Annotated in this window: 22 protein-coding genes; 7 read left to right on the forward strand and 15 right to left on the reverse strand. The window is 67.6% G+C overall.

Translation table 11 applies throughout. The annotated features are described in order from the left end of the window. Positions 1-9: 9 nt before the first annotated feature. On the forward strand, positions 10-1,215 hold the full coding sequence (locus RQG82_RS02640) for an NUDIX domain-containing protein (protein ID WP_311257568.1): 1,206 nt from the start codon (positions 10-12) through the stop codon (positions 1,213-1,215). 6 nt (positions 1,216-1,221) lie between these two features. On the opposite strand, the gene RQG82_RS02645 is transcribed toward RQG82_RS02640, so the two are convergent. The 3 genes from RQG82_RS02645 to ispG all read right to left on the reverse strand — a co-directional run bounded on the left by RQG82_RS02645 (position 1,222) and on the right by ispG (position 4,385). Further along, positions 1,222-2,097 (reverse strand): hypothetical protein, encoded by an 876-nt coding sequence (locus tag RQG82_RS02645; protein ID WP_311257569.1) that lies wholly within the window; start codon positions 2,095-2,097, stop codon positions 1,222-1,224. Between the two features lie 30 nt (positions 2,098-2,127). Further along, a complete protein-coding gene (locus tag RQG82_RS02650) occupies positions 2,128-3,129 on the reverse strand; it encodes a hypothetical protein (protein WP_311257570.1) in 1,002 nt (333 codons plus the stop codon). Positions 3,130-3,233: 104 nt separating this feature from the next. Beyond that, positions 3,234-4,385, reverse strand: coding sequence for a flavodoxin-dependent (E)-4-hydroxy-3-methylbut-2-enyl-diphosphate synthase (gene ispG, locus RQG82_RS02655; protein WP_311257571.1), 1,152 nt, complete (start codon positions 4,383-4,385; stop codon positions 3,234-3,236). 229 nt (positions 4,386-4,614) lie between these two features. Here ispG and RQG82_RS02660 point away from each other — a divergent pair, with 229 nt between their 5' ends. Beyond that, positions 4,615-6,498, forward strand: a complete 1,884-nt coding sequence (locus RQG82_RS02660; RefSeq protein WP_311257572.1) for a chorismate-binding protein — start codon at positions 4,615-4,617, stop codon at positions 6,496-6,498. A 59-nt stretch (positions 6,499-6,557) separates the two neighbouring features. Here the strand turns inward: RQG82_RS02660 and RQG82_RS02665 are convergent, their stop codons facing one another. Further along, positions 6,558-7,874, reverse strand: coding sequence for a site-2 protease family protein (locus tag RQG82_RS02665; protein ID WP_311257573.1), 1,317 nt, complete (start codon positions 7,872-7,874; stop codon positions 6,558-6,560). A gap of 82 nt (positions 7,875-7,956) precedes the next feature. Here RQG82_RS02665 and RQG82_RS02670 point away from each other — a divergent pair, with 82 nt between their 5' ends. From RQG82_RS02670 to RQG82_RS02680, 3 genes are all read left to right on the forward strand, one after another. Then, positions 7,957-8,529, forward strand: coding sequence for a hypothetical protein (locus RQG82_RS02670; RefSeq protein ID WP_311257574.1), 573 nt, complete (start codon positions 7,957-7,959; stop codon positions 8,527-8,529). 87 nt (positions 8,530-8,616) lie between these two features. Continuing rightward, positions 8,617-9,336, forward strand: coding sequence for a YcnI family protein (locus tag RQG82_RS02675; RefSeq protein ID WP_311257575.1), 720 nt, complete (start codon positions 8,617-8,619; stop codon positions 9,334-9,336). Positions 9,337-9,425: 89 nt separating this feature from the next. Then, positions 9,426-11,048: a UDP-N-acetylmuramoyl-L-alanyl-D-glutamate--2,6-diaminopimelate ligase gene (locus tag RQG82_RS02680; protein WP_311257576.1), complete on the forward strand. Its 1,623-nt coding sequence runs from the start codon at positions 9,426-9,428 to the stop codon at positions 11,046-11,048. Positions 11,049-11,091: 43 nt separating this feature from the next. Here the strand turns inward: RQG82_RS02680 and dxr are convergent, their stop codons facing one another. Further along, positions 11,092-12,174, reverse strand: coding sequence for a 1-deoxy-D-xylulose-5-phosphate reductoisomerase (dxr, locus tag RQG82_RS02685; protein ID WP_311257577.1), 1,083 nt, complete (start codon positions 12,172-12,174; stop codon positions 11,092-11,094). Positions 12,175-12,210: 36 nt separating this feature from the next. After that, the gene (locus RQG82_RS02690) at positions 12,211-13,200 is read right to left on the reverse strand and encodes an FKBP-type peptidyl-prolyl cis-trans isomerase (protein ID WP_311257578.1); all 990 of its coding nucleotides are present in this window, start codon (positions 13,198-13,200) and stop codon (positions 12,211-12,213) included. Between the two features lie 123 nt (positions 13,201-13,323). Here RQG82_RS02690 and RQG82_RS02695 point away from each other — a divergent pair, with 123 nt between their 5' ends. Then, positions 13,324-14,103, forward strand: a complete 780-nt coding sequence (locus tag RQG82_RS02695; RefSeq protein ID WP_311257579.1) for a lysophospholipid acyltransferase family protein — start codon at positions 13,324-13,326, stop codon at positions 14,101-14,103. A 14-nt stretch (positions 14,104-14,117) separates the two neighbouring features. Here RQG82_RS02695 and RQG82_RS02700 read toward each other — a convergent pair whose 3' ends face one another. After that, positions 14,118-14,612 carry an OsmC family protein gene (locus RQG82_RS02700; RefSeq protein WP_311257580.1) on the reverse strand — a complete coding sequence of 165 codons (495 nt, stop codon included), beginning with the start codon at positions 14,610-14,612 and terminating at the stop codon, positions 14,118-14,120. Positions 14,613-14,693: 81 nt separating this feature from the next. On the opposite strand from RQG82_RS02700, the gene RQG82_RS02705 reads away from it, so the two are divergent. Continuing rightward, complete coding sequence (locus RQG82_RS02705) at positions 14,694-15,689, forward strand: asparaginase (RefSeq protein ID WP_311257581.1); 996 nt, start codon at positions 14,694-14,696, stop codon at positions 15,687-15,689. A 26-nt stretch (positions 15,690-15,715) separates the two neighbouring features. Here the strand turns inward: RQG82_RS02705 and RQG82_RS02710 are convergent, their stop codons facing one another. From RQG82_RS02710 to atpA, 8 genes are all read right to left on the reverse strand, one after another. Next, positions 15,716-18,478, reverse strand: a complete 2,763-nt coding sequence (locus RQG82_RS02710; RefSeq protein WP_311257582.1) for an FtsK/SpoIIIE domain-containing protein — start codon at positions 18,476-18,478, stop codon at positions 15,716-15,718. Between the two features lie 57 nt (positions 18,479-18,535). Further along, positions 18,536-19,369, reverse strand: a complete 834-nt coding sequence (locus RQG82_RS02715; RefSeq protein ID WP_311257583.1) for a protein phosphatase 2C domain-containing protein — start codon at positions 19,367-19,369, stop codon at positions 18,536-18,538. A gap of 242 nt (positions 19,370-19,611) precedes the next feature. Then, positions 19,612-20,388, reverse strand: a complete 777-nt coding sequence (locus RQG82_RS02720) for a DUF5684 domain-containing protein (protein WP_311257584.1) — start codon at positions 20,386-20,388, stop codon at positions 19,612-19,614. Positions 20,389-20,506: 118 nt separating this feature from the next. Next, positions 20,507-21,253, reverse strand: coding sequence for a peroxide stress protein YaaA (locus RQG82_RS02725; protein WP_311257585.1), 747 nt, complete (start codon positions 21,251-21,253; stop codon positions 20,507-20,509). 73 nt (positions 21,254-21,326) lie between these two features. Continuing rightward, positions 21,327-21,587 (reverse strand): F0F1 ATP synthase subunit epsilon, encoded by a 261-nt coding sequence (locus RQG82_RS02730; protein WP_053095764.1) that lies wholly within the window; start codon positions 21,585-21,587, stop codon positions 21,327-21,329. Between the two features lie 2 nt (positions 21,588-21,589). After that, positions 21,590-23,044 (reverse strand): F0F1 ATP synthase subunit beta, encoded by a 1,455-nt coding sequence (gene atpD, locus RQG82_RS02735; protein ID WP_042541846.1) that lies wholly within the window; start codon positions 23,042-23,044, stop codon positions 21,590-21,592. Between the two features lie 21 nt (positions 23,045-23,065). After that, the gene (locus tag RQG82_RS02740; RefSeq protein WP_311257586.1) at positions 23,066-23,965 is read right to left on the reverse strand and encodes a F0F1 ATP synthase subunit gamma; all 900 of its coding nucleotides are present in this window, start codon (positions 23,963-23,965) and stop codon (positions 23,066-23,068) included. A 20-nt stretch (positions 23,966-23,985) separates the two neighbouring features. Further along, the gene (gene atpA, locus RQG82_RS02745; RefSeq protein WP_311257587.1) at positions 23,986-25,626 is read right to left on the reverse strand and encodes a F0F1 ATP synthase subunit alpha; all 1,641 of its coding nucleotides are present in this window, start codon (positions 25,624-25,626) and stop codon (positions 23,986-23,988) included. Positions 25,627-25,653 lie beyond the last annotated feature (27 nt).

Raw genomic sequence — 25,653 nt, forward strand, 5'->3', positions numbered from 1 at the left:
CTCTGCTCCATGCCCACATCGCCCTACGTCAGCGGGATCCGCGAACGCATCGGTCACGACCTCCTGCTGCTCCCTGCGGTCACGGCGGTCATCCGGCGAGATGACCGCTTTCTGCTGTGTCGGCGGGTGGACTCATCGGAATGGGGCCTGGTCGGCGGCGGGGTCGAACCCGGTGAGGATCCGAAGGACGCCGTGCTGCGCGAGGTGCGGGAAGAGCTCGGGGTCCGCGTCGACATCGATGGTCTCGTCGGCGCCTACGGCGGGGAGGAACTCCTCGTCCGGTATGCCAACGACGACGTCGTCAGCTACGTCACGACCGCGTTCCTCTGCTCGATCCCGGACGGCTCGTCCCTGGTCTTCACCGACGGCGAACTGGCCGAGACAGGATGGTTCGCGATCGACGAGATCGCAGCGATGCGTCGTGCTCGAAGCGTCGACCGAATCCTCGCAGACGCGATCGACCCCAGCCACACTCCCGCCGCAACCTCCATCGTCGACAAGACTGAGGATCCCGCTGTCGGGGTGAATCCCCTCGCCGTCGCAGCACGATTCGTCACCGCCCACTACCCCGGAGCCGACGTGGCCATCGTCGCGGGGAGCGCGGCACGGGGCGATCGCACCGCGACGAGTGACATAGACCTGCTGCTGCTCGGAGACTGGCTCTTCGATCTCCCAGGGCAGACCAGCGAAGCCTCGACGCACGACTTCGAGGGCGAGATCCTCGAGGTCTTCGCCTACACACCGACAGGGTTCGACGAGTGGGCGGCACGAGGCATCGCGCAGCATCGGCCGGTGACCGTGCACATGCTCGTCGACGGCACCGCGATCCGAGACGATGGCCGACTGGCACCGCTACGGCAGCAGTGGCAGAACGTGCTCGACGCAGGGCCGTCGCTCAGCGCGAAGGAGTCCGCGTTCCGCCGCTACGTCATCACGGATGTGCTCGACGATCTGGAGGACGCGACCGACCCCCTCGAGCAGCGTGTGGAGGCATCCATCCTGTTCGAGCGGATCGCAGAGCTCATTCTGCTCGCCGACGGGCGGTGGATAGGGGCGGGCAAATGGTTGCCGCGGCGCCTCCGCGAGCTGAGCGTCGAGCGAGCCGACCGCTTGACCATCCCTCTGCTCGAGAGCGACTACCCGACCTTCGCAGCGCGCGTCTCCGACGAGCTCGAGCGGGCCGGCGGCCGAGTGCAGGCCGGATTCGTTCGCTGAGCGGACTCAGACCGCGGGAACGGCCTTCGTGGTCATCACCAGCAGCTGCGGATCAGTCAGATCGAGCGAGACCGAGATCGACACGAACTCGGAGAGGGACTCGACGTGCGTTCCGCCGCAGAGGATCTCCGCGTCACCATCCGGGAGTTCGCAATGCCAGCTGCGACGGTCCACGATCGTCGGGCCTTCGGGCACCACCCGGCTCGCAGCGCCGGAGGCGACCCACGTGGCCAGCTGCGCATTGATCGCCGCCTCACGATCCGCGAGCATCGCCGTGAATGTCTCGGTGTCGAATCCGGCTCTGCGCAGGCTCTTGCCCAGGCGGTATTCGTCGACTGCGCCGTCTTCGTGGATGCGGCTGGACTGATTCGCTCTGGCCTCGAAGTTCGGGTTGCCGAGAGCATCCGCACCGGGATCCTTGCGCCACAGGTCGGCGAGAGCGATGTCCAACGCCAAGGACGCCAGGTGGCACGCGGTGTGGCCACGGCTGAGCCCCGCCCGTCGCGGGGCATCGACCGACAACTCGACGCGTGCGCCCTCGGCGAGCCAGGTGGGAGCGTCGCCGTCGATCGGGTGGCCGACGAGCCAGGTCCATCCGTCCACGCCTCGCTTGACCGGGATGTCGGCTCCGACCGCGAACTCGCCCTCATCCGATACGGCAGCCATCACGGCCTCGGTGACGCGGACCACATTCCCCTCGGCAGACAGCTCGCCTGTGTCGCCCGGCTGATCGGGCCAGGTGTGGTCGACCGGATGGAACGGGGTCAAGTCGACCACGACGAGAGTGCCGTTGGGCGACCTCTCGAGCCGGGTGATCGCTCCCGAGGACACCAGCCCCCCGTCGGCGAACGTCACGTGCGTAGAGGATTGGGATTCAGCCATTGCTCCAGCCTCGCACAGCGATCGCTCGTTTCAGTTCTCGAGGGCGGTCAGGATCGTATCGAGGAGAGCCGCATCTCGCGCGGTGGCATCGGCTTCACCGTTGCGGAGCAGCTGGACGAGATTGACGCCATCCGTACCGAGAAGAAGCCCCGGGTTGCCGTCGATCGGATACTGCTCAGACGCGGTGGCGAACGTTCTGGCCTCGTAGTCCACTCGCGCAGACGGATCGAGGGTCAGCACAGAATCGAGGCCTGCCCCCGCGCCCGCGGTCAGATAGACGGTGGCCACATGGGCCTCGCCGTCTTTCTCGATCTCGATCGAGCATCCACGACTGACGGGCCCACCGACGAACTGCGGCAGCTCGGTCGGACGATCGTCCGTCGCCATGGACGGCGTGCCGCCGGCACTCAGCGAAGCCGCAATGTCTTCGCATGACGGGACGGGCGTCCACCACCCGGCTCTGGAACCTGCGAGCGGTTGCGGTGCAAAGGCCGCTGCCCGCTCGCCGATCTCCGCAAGAAGCGGTCGCATCATCTCGATCTGCTCGCTGGAACGGTCAGAATAGGCGCTCACGCCGATCCATGTCTCGCCGAAGACACCGGAGATGACGCAACGGGGTTCGTCCACCGCGCAGGAGTTGGCGGCGTCGTTCGAGATGAAGGCCGGGTCGAGAGCATCGACTGGGTAGGCCCATACCGTCGCGAACGCGGCGGCGTACTCGGTCGACACCCACCCGCAGGTCACCCCGCCGAGTTCGGCGTCTGCGCCGGTCACCCACTGCGGTTCCCAGAAGCTCATCTCCTGGTCCATGGCCGCGCTGAGCGCCGTCGTGTCGAGGACCGCCGAGCAGTCACCGTCGAAGGCGACGACAGGGTCCACCGGACCAGGGGTCGCGGTCTCGGTCGCGGTCGGCTCCTCGGACTGATCCGGGGTCGAGGGGAGTACCGGTTCCGGCGCGCACGCCGTGACAAGCACAGCTGCGGCGAGGAGAGTCGTGACCACGAAGACGGACGAGGGACGAGTTGCACGCATGACCCGACCGTATCGCCCCGCGATTCTTCACCGTCTGCACGACCCGCCACGGACCTGTGACGGGTGCGGCGGAGGCATCGCCCCCTCGCAAAGCCGTCGAAGGCTCAGGCCGTGACGACCTGCGCGGTGCCGAGCGGCGCCTCAGGCCCCATCTCGGCCGCGATGCGGTTGGCCTCTTCGATCAGGGTCGCGACGATGTCTGCTTCGGGCACGGTCTTGACGACCTCGCCCTTGACGAAGATCTGCCCCTTGCCATTGCCCGAGGCGACCCCGAGGTCGGCCTCACGTGCCTCACCCGGACCGTTCACGACGCATCCCATGACAGCCACGCGCAGCGGCACGGTCATGTCCTTGAGCCCCTCGGTGACGTTCTCGGCGAGCGAGTAGACGTCGACCTGCGCACGCCCACATGACGGGCAGGACACGATCTCGAGCTTGCGCTCGCGGAGGTTCAGCGACTGCAGGATCTGGTGCCCGACCTTGACCTCTTCGGCCGGCGGCGCTGACAGCGACACGCGGATGGTGTCTCCGATGCCCTCACCGAGCAGGATGCCGAAAGCCGTGGCGCTCTTGATCGTGCCCTGGAACGCGGGACCGGCCTCGGTCACACCGAGGTGCAGCGGCCAGTCGCCCCGTTCGGCGAGCAGACGGTAGGCCTTGACCATCACGATCGGGTCGTTGTGCTTGACCGAGATCTTGAAGTCGTGGAAGTCATGCTCCTCGAACAGCGAAGCCTCCCAGACGGCACTCTCGACGAGCGCCTCAGCGGTCGCCTTGCCGTACTTGGTCAGGATTCGGCGGTCGAGCGAGCCGGCGTTGACGCCGATGCGCAGCGAGACGCCCGCGGCCTTCGCGGCCTCGGCGATCTTGCCGACGTTGCCGTCGAACTCGCGGATATTGCCCGGGTTCACCCGAACAGCGCCGCATCCCGCATCGATGGCGGTGTAGATGTAGCGCGGCTGGAAGTGGATGTCGGCGATGACGGGGATCTGGCTCTTCATCGCGATGATCTTCAGCGCGTCGGCGTCGTCCTGATGCGGGACGGCCACGCGGACGATCTCGCATCCGGATGCGGTCAGCTCCGCGATCTGCTGGAGCGTCGCGTTGATGTCCGTGGTCTTCGTCGTCGTCATGGACTGGACGGTGACGGGTGCGTCACCGCCGACGAGCACCTTGCCCACCTTGATCTGGCGAGACTTACGGCGCGGGGCGAGGACTTCGGGGATCTTCGGCATCCCAAGATTCACTGCTGGCACACCCCCAGCCTACGCCGCCTGCATGCACGCAGGCTGGATGTCGCACGGCGCGGACGCACGTCACACGGCCTGGGCGCCGGAGCGCGGTGTGATAGTTTTCAGCCCATGCTCGCGAACTTCACCTGGTGGCCCGCCTCCTAGGCGGTGTGTTCGCGTTCCCACGAATCCAGACCGCCTCCGGGGCGGTCTTTTCGTTGAGCCGAGCCGGAGCCATGCACAGGAGACACCGATGACCCTCTCACGTCTTGCCGAGCTCACCGCAGACCCGGCCGCATCCTTCGTGCTCATCGCGCGTGACGGCGCCGACACGGTCGAACTGCTCACCGGCGAGGTCGTCGATGTCGAGCTGCTGGCCGACATCCCGCTGTCGCTCGACGGCATCCCCCGCGAGATCTTCACGATGGTGCCCTACCGTCAGGTGCGCGAGCGCGGCTTCGTCGCCCAGGACGACGGCGCACCCCTGCGCTGCATCGTGGTCGATGAGCACCTGCATGTCGCGACACCCGCGCTGCTCTCCGCGCTGCCGTCTGACCCCGTGCCGCTGAGCAACGGCGGGTTCGACATCCCCGACGAGGAGTACGCAGGGATCGTGGAGGCCGTGATCGCCGACGAGATCGGGCGCGGCGAAGGCGCGAACTTCGTGATCCGCCGCGACTTCACCGCCGAGATCGAGGTCGATGACCGGACCGCCGCGCTCACATGGTTCCGTGCTCTGCTCACACACGAACGAGGCGCGTACTGGACCTTCGCTGTGGTCACGCCAGGGCATATCGCCGTCGGCGCCAGCCCCGAGGCTCACGTCGTCGCGCGAGGCGGCGTCGTCACCATGAATCCCATCTCCGGCACGTTCCGCCACCCTGCGGGTGGCGCCACGAGAGAGACGCTGGTCGACTTCCTCTCCTCCACCAAGGAGACGGAAGAACTCTTCATGGTGGTCGATGAGGAGCTCAAGATGATGAGCGCCGTCTGCTCCGACGGCGGACGCATCACCGGCCCGCATCTGAAGGAGATGTCGCGCCTCACCCACACCGAGTACATGCTCCGTGGACGCAGCGCGCTGGACCCCCGCGACATACTGCGCGAGACGATGTTCGCGCCGACCGTGACCGGCTCGCCGATGCAGAACGCGTGCGCGGTGATCCGCCGTCACGAGAAGAAGCCGCGCGGCTACTACTCCGGTGTGGCCGCCCTGTTCACCCCGAACGACGCCGGTGGACACGACCTCGACGCTCCGATCCTGATCCGCACCGTGTATCTGCAGAACGGCTCGCTCAGCGTTCCGGTGGGCGCGACGCTCGTGCGGCACTCGGACCCGCACGGCGAGGTGTCGGAGACCCACGGCAAGGCCGCCGGCGTGCTCGGTGCCATCGGGGCGATCGATCGCGACAGCGTCGCCGAGGCGCGTGACGATGCCGACGCCCCGGGAGAACGGCAGCCCCTCGCCGACGACCCCGCGGTCGCGGAGCTTCTCTCTTCGCGCAATGCGCGCCTGGCCGACTTCTGGCTGAACCCGCAGGGCGACGATCTGACCGGTCCCTTCGCCGGCAGATCGGCGATCGTCGTCGACGCTGAAGACCGCTTCACCACGATGCTCGCCCACCAGCTGCGCCACCTCGGACTCGATGTCACGATCCGCGCCTGGAGCGACGTCGACGATGCCGAGCTCGACGCGGCCGACCTCGTGGTCGCGGGCCCTGGGCCGGGCGATCCCCGTGACATCGAGAGTCCTCGCATCACCAGATTGCGCGAGGTCGTGTCCCGACGTGTCGACGCCGGGTCGCCGCTGCTCGCGGTGTGCCTGAGTCACCAGATCCTCAGCGATCGTCTCGGCATCGTTCTGACGCCCCTCGCCGCACCGCATCAGGGGCTGCAGAAGTCGGTCCCCGTGTTCGGCGAGGACGCCTCTATCGGCTTCTACAACACCTTCACGGCCAGGGTCGCCCCCGGCACGACGTCGACGGAAGGGGCCGAGGTGTCGGCCGACCCCGAATCAGGCGACGTCTACGCGCTTCGCGGCGACCGCTTCGCATCAGTGCAGGGCCACCTCGAATCGATCCTGTCGCGCGACGGCATCCGCACTCTTGAGCGTCTGGTCTCGCACGCGCTCGCCTGATCCGAGAGCGGATGCCGGGGCGACCCGGCCCGCAAGAGCAGCCGAGCCCCGAAGGGGACTCAGCCCCCGAAGATGTTCACCGGGTTGAAGACATCGGCGAGGAGCAGCACGGCGCCCATCACGATCAGCAGTGTGGCGACGACCACGGTCAGCGGCACGAGCCTCGTCGCGTCGACGGGCGGGGGCGGCGGTCGCCGGAACAGCTTCGCCCAGGCGCGACGGATGCCGTCCCACAGCGCGACGACGACGTGACCTCCATCGAGCGGCAGCAGCGGGATCAGGTTGAACACGAACAGCGCCACATTGAGGGATCCGAGAAGTCCGAGAAGCACGGAGAAGCGGTTGAGGACCGGCGCATCGGTCGCCGCGACCTCACCCGCGATGCGTCCGACTCCCACGACGCTCAGCGGGCCGTTCGGGTCGCGCTCAGAACCGGTGACCAGGGAGACACCCGTCTCCCAGATCCGAACCGGAAGGGTGAGGATCATCGACCCCACGCGCACGACGGTGTCGGCCGCCATCTGGGGCCCTGCCGACAGCGGCTGCTGGACGAAGCCCATCTGCGCCGCCATGCCGACATAGCCGACCTCTCTGACGACGGGTTTTCCGTCTTCGCCGATGACCGGCTGCCCGCTCGCATCCGTGATGGTTCGCTCAGCCTCGATCGGCGTGATGGTCAGCGTCTCCTCGGCACCGTCGCGGAGAACCACCAGCTCGAGGGCCTCCCCCGGGGCGGCCTGCACGATGGCCGTCGCCTGCGCGAACGTCGACACGGGCTGACCGTCGACAGACACCAGCACGTCGCCCGGTCTGATCCCGGCCTCTGCAGCCGGCGTCGCCGGGTCGTCGGCCTCGCACTCGGTCGCTGTCGATCCCGCGGGCAGAACGCACTGGTTCACCGAGGCGATCGTCGTGGTCCCCTGCTGCACACCGATACCCGACACCAGAACGGTGAAGATCACGGTCGCGAGGATCAGGTTCATCAGCGGGCCGCCGAGCATCACGACGACGCGCTTCCACACGGGAAGCCGGTAGAAGACGCGGTCCTCTGCGCCCTCCGCGATCGTCTCGTCATTCGCTGATCGTGCGTCCTGCACGAGAGCGCGGAAGACGCCCTTCGCGGGTCCCGATGCGGTCGAGGCAGGGTACATCCCCGACATCGAGATGAATCCGCCGAGCGGCAGCAGCTTGAACCCGTACTCGGTCTCGCCGATGCGCTTGGACCACAGCCTCGGGCCGAAGCCGATCATGTACTGGCCGACGCGCACGCCGAACAGCTTCGCCGGCAGGAGGTGACCGACCTCGTGCAGACCGATCGACAGGCCGAGGCCGATCAGCATGAACACGATGCCACCCAGATAGAGCAGTGCTTCCACTCCCCCAAGCTAGTGCTCGCCGCCTAGGAATAAGCCCCATGAGCTGCATCGTGCGATGACACGGCACGGTTAGGCTTGTCCTGTGACCTCCCGCCAGCTGCGACTTCTGCGCGCGGCCACGGCATCCGGTGCAGCCACTCTCGTCGCTGCCGCGTCGCACACCACGGCGGGTGGAGCCGCCCCGCACCCGCTTCTTGTCGTCGCCGTCGCGACGCTCCTCGTGCCTCTGGCGGCACTCCTCATCGGCGCCCGACTGTCCCGGGCGCGCATCGCCCTGACGGTGCTGGTCAGTCAGGGTCTCTTCCACCTCGTGTTCCAGCTTCTCGGCACCCCGACCGGTGCGACGGCGCTCGCAGGGCACGAGCACCATCTCGACCTCGCTGCTCTGGGCCCCGTGGTCGCCACGGCCACTCCTGATGCCCTCATGCTCGTCGGTCACGTCATCGCCGCGATCATCACCACCGCGCTGGTCTGTCACGGCGAGTCCTCGGTGCGCGCGATCGCCGGCTGGGTGCAGGCACGCCTGCGTCACACGGTCACTGTGTTCCGCCCCTCTCACGAACGCCCCGCCTTCCCCGTTTTCGCGATCCGAGTGCCGAACGAGAACGTCTTCTCGGTGTCGGTGTCGCGCCGCGGTCCTCCTGCACACGCCTGATCACGCATCGCCTCCCCGAGGCGTTTCCACCTTCCCGCGGATGCCGCGCACACCGACGCGCCCGCAGATCAGCACAGGAGTACCACCATGCGTTTCACCACCACCCGCCCCCGCACCAGCACCCGCACCAGCACCCGCCGCAACGTCACCGCAGGACTGGTCGGGGGCGCGATCCTCGCCCTCGCCATCCCTGCGATGGCCAGCGCCCACGTCAGTGTCAGCCCGGACGAACTGGTCGCAGGAGACCACGGCGTGCTGACCTTCTCGTTCGCCCACGGCTGCGACAACTCCCCGACCACCTCCCTGAAGGTGACGATGCCCGAGGGGCTCGCGTCGGTCGCGCCCACCATGGACAGCGACTGGGCGATCGACATCGAGAAGGGCGATGACGGACTCGTCAGCGCCGTCACCTACACCGCCGTCGCACCGGTGCCCAATGAACTGCGCGGCGCAGTGAGCATGGCTGTCGGGCTCGATGAGGACACGCCCGATTCGCTCGCATTCCCGGTCGTCCAGACGTGCGTAGAGGGCAGCACCGAATGGACGCAGCTCGCAGAGGACGGCGAAGACCCGCACAGCCTCGACGCGCCCGCTCCCGTGGTCGAGGTCGTCGCCGCGTCCGCTGACGGACACGGGGACGAGCACGGCTCCACGGAGGAAGCCGGAGACGCGGACACCGCCGATTCGGATGCCGCCGGCGACGCCGACTCCTCGACCGCGCTCGGCACGGCGTTGGGCGCGGGCGGCCTGGTCGCCGGCGTCGCCGCACTCGTCGTCTCCGTACTGGCATACCGCCGCAAGGCGTGACGCCCTGGCACGTCTCCTCGGCTCGATGGGGCCGAGGAGACGTGCCGCACCCCGTGATCTCCCCAGAGCCGTGAGATCATGGATGCGACATGTCGATTGAACAACAACCGAGCCTGCCTCCCGTGCTCCGCCCCGCGAACCCGCCCCGGCGTGAGCTGTCCGAACTCGCCTCTCGATTCGCTCGAGACGTCCGCGGCGAGGTGAACGGAATCACCCTGTCCGGCATCACACTCGCCACCGCCGATCTGCGCGCCGGCGAGGCCTTCGTGGCGATCCGGGGCGTCAACCGCCACGGAGCCGAGTTCGCGGCCACCGCCGCCGAGAAGGGTGCCGTCGCGATCATCACCGACGAAGACGGCGCCGACATCGCCCGGCCGGCCGGACACCCCGTGATCATCGTGGACGACCCCCGCGCCGTGCTCGGCGCTCTGAGCGCGTGGGTCTACGGCACGGGCGCCGGCGAGCCGCTCCCCCTGCTCTTCGCCACCACGGGGACCAACGGCAAGACGAGCGTCTCGCATCTGCTCGAGGGCATCCTCGACCAGCTCGGCGTCGTCACCGGACTCTCCTCGACCGCCGAGCGTCACATCGCCGGCGAGGTCATCGTCTCGCGACTGACGACCCCTGAGGCCTCGGAGATGCACGCGCTGCTCGCGCTGATGCGCGAGCGCGACGTCGAGGCGGTCGCGGTCGAAGTCAGCGCTCAAGCGCTCTCGCGTCATCGCGTCGACGGCATCCGGTTCGACGTCGCCGGCTTCACCAACCTCAGCCACGACCACCTCGACGACTACGCCGACATGGAGGAGTACTTCGAGGCCAAGCTGCCGCTGTTCCGACCCGACCGCGCGACGCGCGGTGTGGTCTGCCTCGACTCCCCCAACGGGGCGATCGTGGTCGAGCGCTCGGAGATCCCCGTGGTCACCGTCGGCACCCCGTCGATCGCCGCAGATCCCGATGCCGCGGCCCACGCGGACTGGGTCGTGGTGATCGATGACGAGCGCGCATCCGGTACCACCTTCACGATGACCGGCCCGGCGGGGACCCTGACCACGACGGTTCCCGTGATCGGCCCGCACATGGCAGCGAACGCCGCACTCGCGATCGTGATGCTGCTCGAAGGCGGCTACGAATGGCACCGCATCGCCGCGGCGCTCGATCGTGACGGCGGCATCCTGGCGCATCTTCCCGGTCGCACCCAACTCGTCTCCGGAGACACCGGCCCTGTCGTCTTCGTCGACTTCGGGCACTCTCCCGATGCTTTCGAGAAGACCCTCGCCGCGGTCCGCCGCGTCACCCCAGGCAAGGTGCTGATGCTCTTCGGCGCCGACGGCGACCGCGACGCCAGCAAACGCTTCGACATGGCGCGCACCGCCGTCGAGGGCAGCGACATCCTCGTCGTGACCGACCACCACCCGCGCTTCGAAGACCCCGACTCGATCAGGGCCACTCTCGTCGCCGGCGCACGAGCAGTGCGGCCCGACGCCGAGATCCACGAGTACTCACCGCCCGAGGCGGCCATCGTGGCTGCGGTCGGATTGGTCGGCGAAGGCGACTCGATCCTGTGGGCAGGCCCCGGGCATCAGGACTATCGCGACATCCGAGGCGTGCGCACGCCCTATTCGGCGCGTGAGCTGGCGCGACGAGCGCTGCGCGCGGCAGGGTGGCCCGTGCCCGATTCGCACTGGCCTGTCCCTTACCCCGACGAGGACTGACTCGGGCGCGCGGCCGCAGTGATCCGCTGTGGCCGCTCTCGCGTCAGGCTCGCGCGATCAGCTGATCGGCCTTGCGGCGCGCCCATTCCTCGGCGTCGGCGAGCGATTCGACCGTGAGCACCTGCGGCGGCTCGTGGGCGTCGACGACCCGCGAGATCGTGTCGACGATGCCGAGGAACGGCAAGCGTCCCTCATGGAAGGCGTCGACCGCCTGCTCGTTGGCCGCGTTGTAGACAGCCGGGAACGTCGCGCCCGCACGGCCGACGGCCTTGGCGAGATCGACGGCAGGGAACGCGACGTCGTCGAGCGGTTCGAAGGTCCACGAGGTCGCCTGGGTCCAGTCGAGAGGGCGGCCGACCCCACCGACACGGCTCGGCCAGTCGAGCCCCAGCGAGATCGGCAGACGCATGTCTGGCGGGGATGCCTGCGCGATCGTCGATCCGTCGATGAACTCGACCATGGAGTGCACGATCGACTGCGGGTGCACGACGACCTCGATGTCGTCGTACGCGACGTCGAACAGCAGGTGCGCCTCGATCACCTCGAGCCCCTTGTTCACCAGTGTCGCGGAATTCGTCGTGACCATCCGGCCCATGTCCCATGTCGGGTGCGCGAGCGCTTCCTGCGGAGTGACATCGAGCATCTGCTCGCGCGAACGCCCACGGAACGGCCCACCAGATGCCGTCACCACAAGTCGTCGCACCTCGGCGTGGGTGCCGCTGCGCAGCGCCTGAGCGAGAGCAGAGTGCTCCGAGTCGACGGGGACGATCTGGTCGCGGGCCGCCGCTGCGAGAACCAGCTCACCGCCGACGATGAGCGATTCCTTGTTCGCGAGAGCGAGGGTTCTGCCGGCTTTCAACGCTGCGAGGGTGGAACCGAGTCCGATCGACCCGGTGATCGCGTTGAGCACCACGTCGGCCTCGACATCGCGCACCAGCTGCTCGGCCTCGGCCGCGCCCAGTGCGGTGCTGTCGACATGGAAGCTCGCAGCCTGCTCCGCGAGCATCTCGGAGTTCGTCCCGGCGGCGAGGCCGACGAGTTCGAAACGACGAGGATTGGCGCGGATGACGTCGAGCGCCTGCGTGCCGATGGAGCCGGTGGAGCCGAGGACGATGATGCGACGCATGCCGCCAGCCTATGGCAAGCCCCCGGCCCCGCCGTCTTACGGGGCCTGCTCGATCGGCGTGGTCGCGAGGATGTCGACGACGAAGACCAGGGTTTCGCCGGTCAGATCGGTGTCGTTGGGCTCGCCCTCACCGTAGCCGTCCTTCGGCGGCATGGCGACGACGACCTGCGACCCGACCTTCTGGCCTTCGAGGGCCATTTTGAACCCGGGGACCACTCCGCTGGTCTGGAACTGCGACGGCGCTGCATCCCGGCTCCAGCTGGAGTCGAACTCCGAGCCGTCCGACCACTTCACGCCGCGGTACTGCACCGTGACCAAGTCGCCCGCGCCCACGACGGCGCCGTCGCCCTGCTTGAGGACGGCCACCTCGGTCTCGGCGGGGGCATCGGAGTCGGGGATCGTGATCGTCGGCGATCCGGCGTCGTCGAGCTCGACGACGGGCATGCCGTCGGTCGCGTCGACCTCCGAACCGGAGGCCGTCGTCGGAAGCTGCTCGATCGTCTCGACGTAGAGCACGCTCGGGTTCATGCCCTCCTGCGCTGCGGGAAGGGTCAGGACCACGCTCGATCCGATCGGAAGGCACTCGGCCGCGACCGTGAAGACGGTGGACTGCGTCGGGTCGACGATCTGCTGCGGCTGCTGAACGGCGAGCAGAGCGGACAGAACGCCGTCGGGGCCGCGATCCGAGGTGCTGAGCACCTCGTTGGTCGTGGCATCGATGAGCTGGTAGCGCAGCGACACGAGGTCTCCGGGCATGACGTCATCGCCCTCGCCCTCGACCACGACCGACCGCTCGGCCTCGGCGAGATCCGTGCCCTCGGGCACGGAGACCTTGGCATCTGCACCGGATCCCTCGACGGACACGGCATCAGAGCCTGCGCCCGACGCGATGTCAGCGAGGCAGGAGCTCTCGGAGCCGGCGTCCGGGGTGGCGGTGGACTCCGGCGTCGCACCTCCGGAGCACCCGGCAAGCAGAAGGGTCGCCGCGGCGACGGTGGACAGGACGATAGGCGGACGCTTGCGCACAGTTGAACCTCAGGATCGCGGGCGGGACACCCCATCATCCCTCACACCCCTTTGCTGATGCTGGGAGGCGCGCGCTGGCGCTTCATTCCCGCCGCGGCATGATTGCCGGGGTAATCTTCTCTGATGACGTCAGAGCAGTCCGTGGAGCCCGAAGCTTCGCCCGCAGAGACTGAGAAGCCTCGTCACGCAGGCTTGGCGTATGCACTCGGCCGCAGCCTCATCACCCCGCTTGCGCGCACGATCTACCGGCCGCGCATCGAGGGCAGGGAGAACGTGCCGAAGGACGGCGCGGTCATCTTCGCGAGCAATCACCTGTCGTTCATCGACTCGATCGCGATTCCGGTGGCTGCTCCGAGACCTGTGCATTTTCTGGCGAAGTCCACCTATTTCGAGGGACCGGGATTCAAAGGCTGGCTGAGCAAGACGTTCTTCGAGTCCATCGGCGCGATCTCCGTGCGCCGTGGTGCGGGAAAGGCCGCCCTCGACGCCCTCGACGTGCAACGTCAGCTGCTCGAAGAGGGCCTCGCCGTCGCGCTCTACCCCGAGGGCACGCGTTCGACCGACGGACGCCTCTACAAGGGACGCACGGGGGTGGCCTTCCTTGCGCTGCAGACCGGAGCACCGGTCGTCCCGGTCGGATTGATCGGCACGGACAAGGTGATGCCCGTCGGTGCCAAGATGCCGACTCTGAAGGAACGCATCACGGTGCGGTTCGGTGAGCCGCTCGACCTCTCACCCCATGGCCCCGCCACGAGCGGTCGCGCCCGCAGACTCGCTACAGACGAGATCATGGCGGCGATCCACGCTCTTTCCGGTCAGGAGCTGGCCGATGCGTATAACGAGGCCCCGGCGCAGGGCACGATCGAGAAGATCAAGCAGGCGCTCCCCCACGAGCGCCGCTGACGCGGATCGGCCGCTCAGCTCGTCTCAGCGCGCACCGTTGCCTCGTGCCGCACCGGGAAGTTCATCGAGTTCGCGATAAAGCACCATTCGTTGGCCTGCGCATGAGCGAGCTCGGCGGCGTCGATCATCGACGCATCGGCGACGACGACCTCCGGACGCAGCATCACCTCGACGAATGCGCCGCCGCCTTTTCCGTCCTCGCGCATCATCCCCGAGGCCGAGTCCCGATAGGAGACGACGACGACTCCTGCCGTGACGCAGGCGTGCAGGTACGAGAGCAGATGGCACTCGGAGAGCGAGGCGAGCAGCAGATCCTCGGGATTCCACCGCGACGGATCACCGCGGAACGGCTTGTCGGCTGAGGCGAGGATGTCGGGCTTGCCTGCGACCTCGAGCGTGACGTCGCGGCGATACTCGCGATAGCCGCTGGTACCGGTGCCGGAGTTGCCTGTCCAGGTGGAGCTGAGTGAGTAGCGGTGCTCGCCGAGCGGCGCTGGTCGATCTGCCATGGCGACAGTCTGCCACCAGCAAGCCCTCGACGTTCTCCGCGCCTGGCGCTGCGTGCCGCCGAGCGACGATATCCTTGGGAGGTGCTGGAGACTCTCACCGTTCAAGATGCCGTGGAACTTGCCGTCGTCGAACGAAGCGGATTCGTCGAGTCCCGCCATGCGGGAGCGGCGGTGGTCCTCTCGCCTGATGGCGACGTCGTCGCGCGATATGGGAACACGGATGCCCTGATCCTGCCTCGTTCGAGCCTGAAGCCGCTGCAGGCCGTGGCCTGCATCACCGCCGGAGCCACTCTCGAGGGTGAGCAGCTCGCCATGTCGATCGCGAGCCACAGTGGCACCGACCGTCATGCCGCGGTGGTCCGCGACGTGCTCACCGAGGGCGGTCTCACCGAAGATCATCTGGGCTGCCCGCCGGCATGGCCCGGAGATACGTCGGCCCGCGACGAGCTCGTGCGCGAGCACGGTGCCCAGACCCGCATCCGCATGAACTGCTCAGGCAAGCATGCGGCGATGCTCCGCGCCTGCGTCGCGACCGGGTGGCCCACCGACAGCTACCTCGACCCCGCCCACCCGCTGCAGCTGCACATCCGCGATGTCATCGAGCGTCTCACCGGCGAGAAGGTCGCGCACACGGCGATCGACGGATGCGGCGCCCCGGTCTATGCGATCACACTGACGGGTCTCGCCCGTTCGATCCACCGGATCGGCACCGCCTCGGATCGCTCCCCCTTCGCCCTGCACCGGGTCGCCGGCTCCCTGGTGCGCGCGGTGCGCGAGCACCCGTGGACCATCGACGGCCCCGGTCGCCCCGACACCATCGCGATCGAGAAGCTCGGGGTGTTCGCGAAGGGCGGCGCGGAGGGAATCATGGTCATGGTCGCGCCGAACGGAACGACCGTGGCACTGAAGATGCTCGACGGCGGCGCACGCGCATCGACCATCGTGGCCGCGACTCTGCTCGCACGCGCGGGCGGGCTCACCGACTCCGAGGTCGCGACTCTCGCTGCTGCTCTGCCTCTCGAGGTTCTCGGTGGCGGCGCGCCGGTCGGAGCCGTCCGCCCCGGCAGCGGCATCTGACGACACAACGCGCCGCTCTGCTCTGCTCATCTGGGGGCCAGGGCCGGGATCACGACACGTCGAGGCCCGATGTCGCCGATCAGCGACCAGGCACGCCCGGCATGCGGTCGCGCGTAGGGCGGGAGTTCTCGCACGCCCGCGAGCTGCCGCAGCTCGGCGGCATTCTCTGCCCGGATGAGAGCCTCTCCCTCTCTGCGCACCCGCTGCCACAGCGGCCAGTTGCGTTGCCACGCGTCCGCTTCGCCGAGGACTATCGTCGGACGCGTCGATGCCTCCAGCTCGCGAGACTCAGCCGAAAGCACCACGATGTCGCATCCTGGATGGGCAGCTGACAGCGATTCGGCGATCGCCGGCACCCCCGCGGTGATGAGCCCCGTGAGCCCTGAACGCGGCGACCACCCGTGGTCCTGCCGATGCCGAGAAGCACCGCGGACAGGGCCTGATGATCGCAGTCGCTCCTCGGGAACCCAGACCAGCTGGATCTCGCGATCCCCCATCCGCATCCGCCCCGGCGGGCGGTCTCGATCGAAGCCTGCGGATTCCCCACCTGCGGCGAGATGATCGACGCGGCTCGGCATCCTCAGCAGCCCGCGGCGTGGCAGCGCATCGAGCAGCCGGCCGAGGGCGCCCGCGGCTCTCGTCGCAGTGAGCGCGAAGGTCGTTCCTGTGCCGTGCCGCAGGATCTGCTCCCAGAGCTGCGCGACGTGCTGGCCGTATTCGACAGGCAGCTCGCTGATCCTGAGGTCGATGTCATCGCAGAGGACGAGACCTGCGCCGCGAGACCCGTCTGCTGCCAGAGCGACGAGGGCGTCCCAGGCCTGCTCCGGATCGGACGGTATCCAGATCGGGTCTTCATGCTGCTTGGCCAGCCCACGCAGGGCCGAGGTACGACCCGACCCCGGCCCGCCCAGGAAAACGATCCCACGGTCGGAGCCGATCGAGAGGAACTCGAGCGGCTGTCGCTGGCGCTCCGGGTCGTCAGCTCGCCCCAGGATGACATCGCCCTTCCGCATCTCGCTCTGGAGCGCGGCCAGCGGCAGCATGCGCGGAAGCACGGGCAGCCACGGGCTGTGCGGGATGTCGGCGTCGGCCCATCTCAGCGTGATGGCTCTCAGGTCGGCGGCGCCCGTCAACGCCACCCTCATCGCCGTCGGTTCAGCATCCTGAGGACGACGGACCAGCGCCAGGCCCCTGGACTCCACGCCGCCCGGAAGCTCAGCCGCGCCGTCGGTGCCGATGACGGCGCGGCTGTCCGCGGCGTCGGCGACACGCAGGCTCACTCGGAGCGGGCAGTTGGCCGCCAGTGCATCGCGGATCACGCCGGAAGCGCGCTGGGTTCCGAGAATCAGATGCATGCCGAGCGCTCTGCCCCGGGCGGCGATATCGGTGAACACGGCCCCGAGATCGGCGTGCTCCTGAAGCAGCGCCGCGAACTCGTCGACCACGATCACCAGCCTCGCCATTCCGAGCTCCCGCACATCACGTGCGCCGACTTCTGCCAGGACGGACTCACGGCGGCGCAGCTCTGCGGTCAGGCTCGAGACTCCTCTGCGCGCACCCTCCTCATCGAGATCCGTGATGACCGCGGCCACCTGCGGGAGCATCCGAAGAGGTTCGAAGGCCGTGCCCCCTTTGAAATCCGCCAGGACGAAAATCACTCGGTCCGGTCCGTGGCTGCTCGCCATGGCCGTCACCCACGACACCAGCAGCTCGCTCTTGCCGCTGCCCGTCGTGCCGGTCACGATGGCGTGCGGCCCGTCGTCGACGATGTCGACGACGATGTCGGCATGTTCGCCTCGGCCCACCACAGCCGACAGACCGACCTGCGACTCGGGCTGTCGCAGATCGCTGAGCGCCACCCCGGCCGGGAGCGAGTCGCGCTCCCCGCCCTCGACCGAACGCTCTTCTGCGGTCGCGAGCGCCTGATCGCGGGACATGCACTCGGCGGCGACTTCGACGATGCCCTGCGGTGTGCGCAGGCTCGCTCGGTGCGGCTCGACGACGTCGATGACCGTCGTGATTCCCTCAGGGACATCCTCGTCGCGGTCGAGCAGCCAGATCACGGCGTCAGCCGCCGGCCGGGAGTCTCCGCTTCGCGCGACCGCGAGACGAAACGACCCGCGCCGCGCGAAGCGTACCTGCGGAAACCCCGCGATCCCCAACTCCTCGAGATGCGGGCCGACGATCGACATCTGCACCGCACCGAATCTCAGGCACAGCTGCACCACGAGCGCTCTCGCCACGGAGGCGACGATGGGGTGTGCACCCCGCAATCCGACGCCGCCACTGAGCGGAGCCGTGATCGGCGCGTTCTCGAGCTTGGCGCATCGCGACCGGAAGTCGCGTTCGCGCTCCCCGTCGCCTCCCGACGCGCGCACTGCGCTGGTGCCGACACCGCTGCCGACGACGATCTCTGTGTCGGCATTCGGTGGTTCGAGGCCGCGCAGCGGCGGTTGCGCCAGACCCGCCGCCGCATCGGGATGACGGTGCCATCGCATCTGACGCTCATCATCATGGAGCCGGGACAGCTGCGCTTCAGCGAGCGACCACGCCGCCGCGCTCGCGGTCTCGGCGACCCGGGATGCCTTTCGCCGGGAGCGAGACCCGTCGATCAGCGACGCGAAGATCATCAGAGGTCCGAGAGCCGCGAAGCACAGCGAGAACAGGGAACCGGTGACGAGCCAGAGCACAACCCCTGCGGCCACGGGCACGAGCGCCGCGATGAACGGCGTCGGCGGTCTGCGCGCGGGCACGGGGGCGGCGGGGATCGCTATGGGCAGAGAATCCATGCCCCCAGTGGACCGCACGGGAAGGGCTCAGAGGGCGCCCTCCACAGGGATCGGACGCTATTCGGAGGATTCGCCCTGTGTGGAGGAGGACTCGTCCGTTGCCGCGGCGGAGTCGTCCGTCGCGGACTCGTCCTCGATCTGCACGATGACGAGCGTCACGTTGTCGCGGCCACCGTTCTCCAATGCCGCCGCGAGCATCGCATCGACGGCAGCCGCAGGATCGGCGTTCTCGCGGAGGAAATGCTGGATGCCGTAGTCGGTGAGCTCTTTCGTCAACCCGTCCGAGCAGATCACGAACCGGTCGCCTGGGCGGACATCGAGCGTGACGTAGTCGGGAGCAGTGAGCTCACTCGCTCCCACCGCTCGTGTGATCACATTGCTGTAGGGGTGACCTTCGGCCTCTTCGGGGCTGATCTTGCCTGCGGCGATGAGCTCCTGGACGACCGAGTGGTCGGTGGTGATCTGCACCAGACGTTCGTCCCTGAGAAGGTAGACGCGCGAGTCACCGATGTTGAGCGAGGTCCAGTGCGGCTCGTCGTCCTCGAATTCGAGGAAGACTCCGGTGAGGGTGGTGCCGGTGCCTTCATCCGTGGTCTCGGGATGGTCGGCGATGTCGGCGACGGCCAGCTCGAGCGCTCCCTCGATGGCTCCGCGATCGACCGCGCCCGCGGCAACGACGGCATCGAGTCGTTTGACCGTGCTCCGGCTCGCGATCTCGCCACCGGCGTGACCACCCATGCCGTCGGCGACGATGAAAAGCGGGTAGTCCGCGAAGAAAGCATCCTGATTCGTCTCGCGGCGTCGTCCCACGTCGGTTACACCCGCCCAGGAAAGCAGCAGCGAACGCTGCGCAACCGTGACGCTGCGCGTCTTCGTCGTCGTCTCAGCCACTCGTCGCCTCCGGATCGCCTGCGGGTCGGGCTCCCCCAGGACACTCACACATCGTAGTGGACGCTGCCACGGTGGCATTCGCGCCCCGGACGGTCGCACGCAGCCGTGCGGCGCCGTCCCGGGGCTGCGACATGACCATGCCCCCACGTTATCGTCTTCCACCGCTGCCATCCGCCACCTTGTGACGTCCCCGTACAGCACAGAGCCCCCGACCGAAGTCGAGGGCTCTGTATCACGTCAGATCAGGCCGGGGGCTGCGTGGGTTCCGTGGGCGGAACCTGCGGAGCAGCCGGAGGTGCTGCGGGCGGAGCAGGCGGAGCCGTCGGAGGTGTGGACGGCGCAGCCGGCGGAACGCCGGGAGCGGCCGGGGATGACGGTGCCGCGGGAGGCGCGTAGCCGGGCTGTGCCGGCGGAGCGTAGCCGGGCTGCGCCGGCGGAGCGTAACCCTGAGGCGCGGGAGGCGCATAGCCCTGCTGAGGGGCGCCGTAGCCCTGAGGAGCGCCGTAGCCGGGGCCCGCGACCGGGCGCGGCTGCACGGGAACGCCGTCCCAGACGGTGGAGTCGGCGAGGAAGCCGTTCCCTGCCCACGGAGCGGGAACGATGTTCGGGTTCCAGCGGGACTTGTCGAAGGCGTTGATGCCGTACCAGACGATCGAGAGCAGAACGAATAGGACGACCCAGACAGCGTCCTTCTGCAGCTTGAGTCCGACTCGCCATGCAGCGAGAGCGAGAACGACCGCAAGGGCGATACCCGTCAGGAAGTTGAGGTACGGGATGAATGAGAGGCCGATGCCGATCAGGACGACCCACGGCGAGATGTCTCCGAGCTTCGCGAAGACCATCGTGTTGTACACGGGAACCCACGCGCGCCATTTGCCCTGGACACCCGCCTTTTCGAAGATCTTCATCAGGAAGATCGACGAGATCACATAGAACGCCAGTGCGAAGAGCAGACTGATCAAGAAGACGACGAAGAGGCCGGCGATTGCCGCCCCGTTGTCGTAATAGTCGTTGTACATGATCCCCTCCGGATCTGATGGAGCTGACGCTGTGCGCGCCGCGACACCAACCATATCGGTGTGCCGATATTTGGAGCAACGACACACTTGTGGAGAACTCGCTGCGCGACATGCGCGGTCATTCTGCGACGACGAGCTCCTCGACACCGGGTTCGTCGGCGCGGCGGAGAACGAGCCCTCTGCGATCGGCCCACGTCCGCAGCGTCCGAAGCGATCGAATCCGCGGGCGGTCCTCCGCGAGAGCCCGCACGAGCAGCCCTTTGGACTTCTTGTTGAAATGGTTCAGAGCGCGACCGTGCTCGGTGACGACCCGCACGTAGCTGGAGGCCACGGCGTGCGGCACCGGGCCGAGCGCGACATAGGCCTCGCTCCGCAGGTCGAGAACGAAGTCGGGGCCCTCCACCGCTATCGCCTCGGTAGTCGCGTCAGCCCAATGTCGGCGCAGCGCAGGCACCCCTGGCAGCGACGTGCCCGCAGCGAGTCGATACGGCGGAATGGGGTCGAGCGCGCCGATCGGGCCGAGCGGGGCGGAGTGGATCCACACGTGTGCGCCGAGCCAGCGACGGGATGCGGGAGCGAGACTGCCCGCGTCGAGCGCGTCGTACAGGACACCCGTGTAGCGATCCACCGCCGGCATGGTCGCCGCCGAGCGCAGCATCCGATTGTGAACGACATCGCCGGCCTGCTTCGGACTGAGCTTGAGCACCCGCAGCGCCTGGGCTTCGTCTCCCGCCAGATCGACGAGAGCGTCGATCATCTCGTGGCGCTTGGCGCCGAGGCCCGGAAGCGCGAGTGCGCTCACGTCGAGAGGTGCACCGTTCCCTCCCGGTCGCTTCGTCTCCGACGGGGGCAGCAGAATCTTCATGGGACCTCGGGGATACAGACACGTCCGCCCCGGCCCCACAGGGGAGCCGAGGCGGACGCGATGAACTGATTGCTCAGGCGATGAGAGCCGCGTTGCCTGCCACGATCGTCAGGACATCGCTCTCCATCGAGAGGAATCCGTCCTGTGCGTTGGCGAGCACCTTGGTGCCATCCGTCTGCGTGATCCGAACCTCGCCCTGAGCGAGGATCGCCAGGACCGGCTCGTGGCCGGCCATGAATCCGATCTCGCCCTCGACGGTCTTGGCGACCACGAGGCTCGCCTCTCCCGTCCAGACCTCCGCATCCGCGGAGACGAGGCTGACATGCAATGCCATGATCAGCCGTTCTCCTTCTGGATCTTCGCCCACTGCTCTTCGACGTCGGAGATGCCACCGACGTTGAAGAAGGCCTGCTCGGCGACGTGGTCGAAGTCACCGCGGGTGATCGCATCGAAGGACTCGATGGTCTCCTTGAGCGGGACGGTCGAACCCTCGACACCCGTGAACTTCTTGGCCATGTAGGTGTTCTGCGAGAGGAACTGCTGGATGCGACGTGCACGCGACACGACGATCTTGTCCTCTTCGGAGAGCTCGTCGACACCGAGGATGGCGATGATCTCCTGCAGTTCCTTGTTCTTCTGGAGGATCTGCTTGACCGTGGTGGCGACGCGGTAGTGGTCCTCACCCAAGTAGCGGGGGTCCATGATGCGCGACGTCGAGGTCAGCGGGTCGATGGCCGGGTACAGACCCTTCGACGCGATCTCACGCGAGAGCTCCGTGGTGGCGTCGAGGTGGGCGAACGTGGTCGCCGGAGCCGGGTCGGTGTAGTCATCGGCCGGCACGTAGATCGCCTGCAGCGAGGTGATCGAGTGGCCACGGGTCGACGTGATGCGCTCCTGGAGCACGCCCATCTCGTCGGCGAGGTTCGGCTGGTAGCCCACGGCGGAGGGCATGCGGCCCAGCAGCGTGGAGACCTCGGAACCGGCCTGCGTGAAGCGGAAGATGTTGTCGATGAAGAGCAGCACGTCCTGCTTCTGCACGTCGCGGAAGTACTCCGCCATCGTCAGAGCCGAGAGGGCGACGCGCAGACGCGTTCCCGGCGGCTCGTCCATCTGGCCGAAGACGAGGGCCGTCTTGTCGAAGACACCCGCCTCTTCCATCTCGTGGATCAGGTCGTTGCCCTCACGGGTACGCTCGCCGACACCGGCGAACACCGAAACTCCACCGTGGTCCTGCGCGACGCGCTGGATCATCTCCTGGATGAGGACGGTCTTGCCGACACCGGCTCCACCGAACAGACCGATCTTTCCACCCAGCACGTAGGGGGTCAGAAGGTCGATTGACTTGATGCCGGTCTCGAACATGGTGGTCTTCGACTCGAGCTGGTCGAAGTTCGGAGCCTTGCGGTGGATGGGCCAGCGCTCGGTGACCTCGATCGTCTCGCCGGGCTCGAGGTTCAGGACCTCGCCGATGACGTTGAAGACCTTGCCCTTGGTGACGTCGCCGACGGGGACCGAGATGGCCTCGCCGGTGTCGCGCACTTCCTGGCCGCGGACGATGCCGTCGGTCGGCTTCAGGGCGATGGCGCGAACGAGGTCGTCGCCGAGGTGCTGAGCGACCTCGAGGGTGATCTCGACCGAAGAGTCGCCGATCACGATCGTGGTCTTGAGTGCGTTGTAGATGTCGGGGATCGAGTCGTGCGGGAACTCGATGTCGACAACCGGACCGTTGACGCGTGCGACGCGCCCGACGACCGCGGTCGCCGGCTGGTCAGCCGTAGCGGTGGGGGTCATTTTCGTCTCTCTCCTGATGGTCTATTTGCTCGATGAGAGTGCGTCGGCGCCGCCGACGATCTCCGCGATCTGCTGCGTGATCTCCGCCTGGCGCGCGTTGTTGCGCAGACGGGTGTAGTCGGTGATGAGCTTGTCGGCGTTGTCGCTGGCCGACTTCATCGCCTTCTGCGTCGCGGCCTGCTTGGCAGCAGACGACTGCAGGAGAGCGTTGAAGACGCGGCTCTGGATGTACACCGGCAGGATCGCGTCGAGGACAGTCTCGGCATCCGGCTCGAACTCGTACAGCGGGTAGACGGCGTTGCCCGCCTCCGAGTCATCGGCTTCCGTGATCTCCAACGGAAGCAGACGCACGGACTCCGGCGACTGCGTCATCATGCTGACGAAACGGTTGTACACGAGGTGGATCTCGTCGACGCCACCTTCGTCTGCACCGCGCCCGAAGTCCTCGAGCAGCTTCGCCGAGATCTCCTCTGCGGTGTGGAACGACGGGGTGTCGGTGTCGCCGGTCCACTCCGCAGCAGCCGCGATGCGGCGGAACTGGAAGTAGCCGACGGCCTTGCGTCCGACGAGGTAGAACACCGGCTCCTTGCCCTGCCCGCGCAGGAGCTCCGCCACCTCGAGACCCTCACGGAGGATCTGCGAATTGAAGGCTCCGGCGAGACCGCGGTCCGAGGAGAAGATCACGACCGCAGAGCGGCGGATCGTCTCGGGCTCGCGGGTGAGCGGGTGGTCGACGTTCGAGTGCGTCGCGACGGCAGACACGGCCCTCGTCACGGCTCGCGCGAAGGGGCTGGACGCTTTGACACGTCCCATCGCCTTCTGGATGCGCGAAGCCGCGATGAGTTCCATCGCCTTCGTGATCTTCTTGGTCGTCTGAGCAGAGCTGATCTTCTGCTTGTAGACCCTGAGTTGAGCGCCCATGAATTCAGTTCCTCACGCGGTTACGCGCGACGACCCTTGACGATCTTCTCCTGGTTGACGTCCTCAGCCTCAGCTGCAGCGTGCTCCTCGTGGCCGGGAGCGCCGATGGCGTGTCCCTTGCCACCCTGGAACTCCAGGATGAAAGCGTCAGTGTGCTTCTCGAGCTCGGCGGCGGTGTCGTCATCGAGCACGTTCGTGTCGCGCAGCGTCTCGAGGACCTTCGTGTTGCGACGAAGGTAGTCGAGCAGCTCGCGCTCGAAGCGCAGGACGTCGGAGACCTCGAGGGTGTCGAGCTTGCCCTTCGTTCCGGCCCAGATCGAGACGACCTGCTCCTCGACGGGGTACGGCGAGTACTGCGGCTGCTTGAGCAGCTCGGTCAGACGTGCACCGCGGGAGAGCTGACGACGCGAAGCCGCGTCGAGGTCGGACGCGAACATCGCGAACGCCTCGAGCGAGCGGTACTGCGCGAGCTCCAGCTTCAACGTTCCGGAGACCTTCTTGATCGACTTGACCTGAGCGTCACCACCGACTCGAGAGACCGAGATACCCACGTCGACCGCCGGACGCTGGTTGGCGTTGAAGAGGTCGGACTGCAGGAAGATCTGGCCGTCGGTGATCGAGATCACGTTGGTCGGGATGTACGCCGAGACGTCGTTCGCCTTGGTCTCGATGATCGGAAGACCGGTCATCGAGCCTGCGCCGAGCTCGTCGGACAGCTTCGCGCAACGCTCGAGCAGACGCGAGTGCAGGTAGAAGACGTCACCCGGGTAGGCCTCGCGGCCCGGCGGACGGCGCAGGAGGAGCGAAACGGCACGGTAGGCCTCAGCCTGCTTAGACAGGTCATCGAAGATGATGAGGACGTGCTTGCCGCCGTACATCCAGTGCTGGCCGATGGCCGAACCGGTGTAGGGGGCGAGGTACTTGAAACCGGCGGGGTCGGATGCAGGAGCGGCCACGATCGTGGTGTACTCCAGAGCGCCGGCCTCTTCGAGCGCGCCCTTCACCGAAGCGATGGTCGAGCCCTTCTGACCGATGGCGACGTAGATGCAGCGAACCTGCTTGTTGACGTCGCCCGACTCCCAGTTGTCCTTCTGGTTGATGATCGTGTCGATCGCGATGGCCGTCTTACCGGTCTGGCGGTCACCGATGATCAGCTGACGCTGACCACGGCCGACGGGGATCATCGCGTCGATGGCCTTGATGCCGGTCTGCATCGGCTCGTGGACCGACTTGCGCTGCATGACGCCGGGAGCCTGGAGCTCGAGCTCGCGCACGCCGTCGGTGGCGATGGAGCCGAGGCCGTCGATCGGGTTGCCGAGCGGGTCGACCACGCGGCCGAGGTAGCCGTCGCCGACGGGAACGGAGAGGACCTCACCCGTGCGGGTGACTTCCTGACCGGCCTCGACGCCGGTGAACTCGCCGAGCACGACGACACCGATCTGGTGCTCGTCGAGGTTGAGCGCAAGTCCCTTGGTGCCGTCTGCGAAGGTGACGAGCTCGTTCGCCATCACGCCGGGAAGTCCCTCGACGTGCGCGATGCCGTCTGCCGCGTCGATGACGGTGCCGACCTCGGTCGCCGCGGCCCCAGTGGGCTCGTATGCTGCGGCGAAGTCCTTCAGCGCGTCACGGATGACGTCGGGGCTGATCGATAGTTCTGCCATTGTCTTCCCTTTGTATCTGGGTGCGCG

Source organism: Microbacterium sp. WCS2018Hpa-9 (assembly GCF_031843745.1).
Taxonomy (GTDB): domain Bacteria; phylum Actinomycetota; class Actinomycetes; order Actinomycetales; family Microbacteriaceae; genus Microbacterium.

Bases quoted from the DNA above. Each gene is read 5' to 3' on its own strand.
- RQG82_RS02640 (WP_311257568.1), top strand. From the start codon at position 10: ATGCCCACATCGCCCTACGTCAGCGGGATCCGCGAACGCATCGGTCAC.
- atpA (WP_311257587.1), bottom strand. From the start codon at position 25,626: ATGGCAGAACTATCGATCAGCCCCGACGTCATCCGTGACGCGCTGAAG.
- RQG82_RS02680 (WP_311257576.1), top strand. From the start codon at position 9,426: ATGTCGATTGAACAACAACCGAGCCTGCCTCCCGTGCTCCGCCCCGCG.
- RQG82_RS02710 (WP_311257582.1), bottom strand. From the start codon at position 18,478: ATGGATTCTCTGCCCATAGCGATCCCCGCCGCCCCCGTGCCCGCGCGC.
- RQG82_RS02720 (WP_311257584.1), bottom strand. From the start codon at position 20,388: ATGTACAACGACTATTACGACAACGGGGCGGCAATCGCCGGCCTCTTC.
- RQG82_RS02650 (WP_311257570.1), bottom strand. From the start codon at position 3,129: ATGCGTGCAACTCGTCCCTCGTCCGTCTTCGTGGTCACGACTCTCCTC.
- RQG82_RS02740 (WP_311257586.1), bottom strand. From the start codon at position 23,965: ATGGGCGCTCAACTCAGGGTCTACAAGCAGAAGATCAGCTCTGCTCAG.
- RQG82_RS02695 (WP_311257579.1), top strand. From the start codon at position 13,324: ATGACGTCAGAGCAGTCCGTGGAGCCCGAAGCTTCGCCCGCAGAGACT.
- RQG82_RS02725 (WP_311257585.1), bottom strand. From the start codon at position 21,253: ATGAAGATTCTGCTGCCCCCGTCGGAGACGAAGCGACCGGGAGGGAAC.
- RQG82_RS02660 (WP_311257572.1), top strand. From the start codon at position 4,615: ATGACCCTCTCACGTCTTGCCGAGCTCACCGCAGACCCGGCCGCATCC.
- RQG82_RS02675 (WP_311257575.1), top strand. From the start codon at position 8,617: ATGCGTTTCACCACCACCCGCCCCCGCACCAGCACCCGCACCAGCACC.
- dxr (WP_311257577.1), bottom strand. From the start codon at position 12,174: ATGCGTCGCATCATCGTCCTCGGCTCCACCGGCTCCATCGGCACGCAG.
- RQG82_RS02645 (WP_311257569.1), bottom strand. From the start codon at position 2,097: ATGGCTGAATCCCAATCCTCTACGCACGTGACGTTCGCCGACGGGGGG.
- RQG82_RS02730 (WP_053095764.1), bottom strand. From the start codon at position 21,587: ATGGCATTGCATGTCAGCCTCGTCTCCGCGGATGCGGAGGTCTGGACG.
- RQG82_RS02700 (WP_311257580.1), bottom strand. From the start codon at position 14,612: ATGGCAGATCGACCAGCGCCGCTCGGCGAGCACCGCTACTCACTCAGC.
- atpD (WP_042541846.1), bottom strand. From the start codon at position 23,044: ATGACCCCCACCGCTACGGCTGACCAGCCGGCGACCGCGGTCGTCGGG.